Origin of the sequence: Pseudomonas sp. EGD-AK9, from assembly GCF_000465935.2 — a bacterium.
Classification (GTDB): Bacteria; Pseudomonadota; Gammaproteobacteria; order Pseudomonadales; family Pseudomonadaceae; genus Aquipseudomonas.
The window spans coordinates 1-1462 of the sequence record NZ_AVOF01000541.1; the positions used below are offsets into that span (position 1 = coordinate 1).

General features: G+C 70.0%; 2 protein-coding genes and 1 pseudogene. 2 read left to right on the forward strand and 1 reads right to left on the reverse strand.

Annotation, left to right across the window (positions count from 1 at the left end):
- Nucleotides 1-386 (forward strand): annotated as a pseudogene (locus N878_RS20305) (methyl-accepting chemotaxis protein); the annotation flags it as partial.
- A gap of 176 nt (nucleotides 387-562) precedes the next feature.
- On the opposite strand, the gene N878_RS20310 reads toward N878_RS20305, so the two are convergent.
- Nucleotides 563-1162 (reverse strand): short chain dehydrogenase, encoded by a 600-nt coding sequence (locus tag N878_RS20310; protein ID WP_021445377.1) that lies wholly within the window; start codon nucleotides 1160-1162, stop codon nucleotides 563-565.
- A gap of 113 nt (nucleotides 1163-1275) precedes the next feature.
- On the opposite strand from N878_RS20310, the gene N878_RS20315 reads away from it, so the two are divergent.
- On the forward strand, nucleotides 1276-1462 hold a 187-nt coding region (locus N878_RS20315), incomplete at its 3' end, for a LysR family transcriptional regulator (protein WP_031303607.1).

Genomic DNA, 1462 nt, shown 5'->3' on the forward strand with positions numbered 1-1462 from the left:
TTGCCGGCACCCAGCCGCAGAAGTACCGCACCCGCTTCGACCAGTACGCCGACCAGGTGCTGCCGGCGCTGCAGGAGCCCTTGCTCGCACGCCACGAAGGGCTGGTGTTCGCCATCGCCACCACCCCCGAAGGCTACGTGCCGACCCACAACGCCGCGTTCAACCACCCGCCCAGCGGCGACCCGGCCAGGGACGCCGCGCGCAGCCGCGGCAAGCGCCTGTTCAACGACCGTACCGGCAGCCGTTGCGGCAGCCACCGCCAGCGCCTGCTGCTGCAGACCTATATGCGCGACACCGGCGAGCTGATGCACGACCTGTCGGTGCCAATCCAGGTTCAGGGCCGCCACTGGGGCGGGCTGCGCCTGGGCTACAAGCCGGAGCCGTAGGGTCGCCCCGACCGCGGCATTATCCAGGCAGCGCTGAGCGTCGGCGTTGCCGGGGCTGGTGCACCGCCTTGCCGCTGTCGAACCTGCGGTGCATGTGGTGCGTGCAGGCCCCCGGACGCCACGGCGAATCGGCCAGGTTGGCTCCCGTTGTCGGGCCGGCGCGACAAGCGCCCGGCTCACAGCACGCGGTACACCTGGCCGGTCTGCCGGCCCTCGGCGCTCTTGGCGTAGGCCAGCGCCACCGTGGCCGCCGGTACCGCCTTGAAGCCGCGGAAGTAGGGGCCGTAGGCCGGCAGCGACTCCTCGAGGATGGTCGGGCTCACGCCGTTGATGCGCAGGCCGCGCGGCAACTCGATGGCGGCGGCGCGGACGAAGCCGTCCAGTGCGGCGTTCACCGTGCTGACCGCCGCGCCGTAGCGGATCGGGTCTTCGCTGAGCACGCCGGAGGTGAGGGTGAAGGAGGCGCCGTCGTTGGCGAACTCGCGACCGATCAGCACCAGGTTGATCTGGCCCATCAGCTTGTCGTCCAGGCCCACGGCGAACTCCTTGGCGGTGAGTTCCTCCAGCGCGCCGAAATGGGCGTTGCCGGCGGCGCTGATCAGCGCGTCGAACGGGCCGGTCTGCTCGAACAGGCGGCGGATCGAGGCCGGGTCGCTGATGTCCACCTGCAGCTCGCCGCTGTTGCGGCCGACGCGGACGATGTCGTGGCGCTCGCGCAGCTCGCGGTCGATGGCCTGGCCGATGGTGCCGCTGGCACCGACGAGGATGATTTTCATGCTGGGGCTCCTGAGTGAGGGGGTGTGGAACCAGCTTAGGCGGGATTGGGTTGCCAATAATCCGGGCAATGTGAAACCTTTGGTTCTCATATGGAAACAATGAGTGCCGCGCCATGAGCGAGCTGGAAGACCTGGTCGCCTTCGCCCTGCTGGTCGAGGCCGGCAGCTTCACCGCCGCCGCCGAGCGCCTGGGCTGCAGCAAGGGCCAGTTGTCCAAGCGCATCAGCGGCCTGGAGCGCAGCCTCGGCAGCCAGCTGCTGCACCGCACCACGCGGCGCCTGCACCTGACCGCCGCCGGCG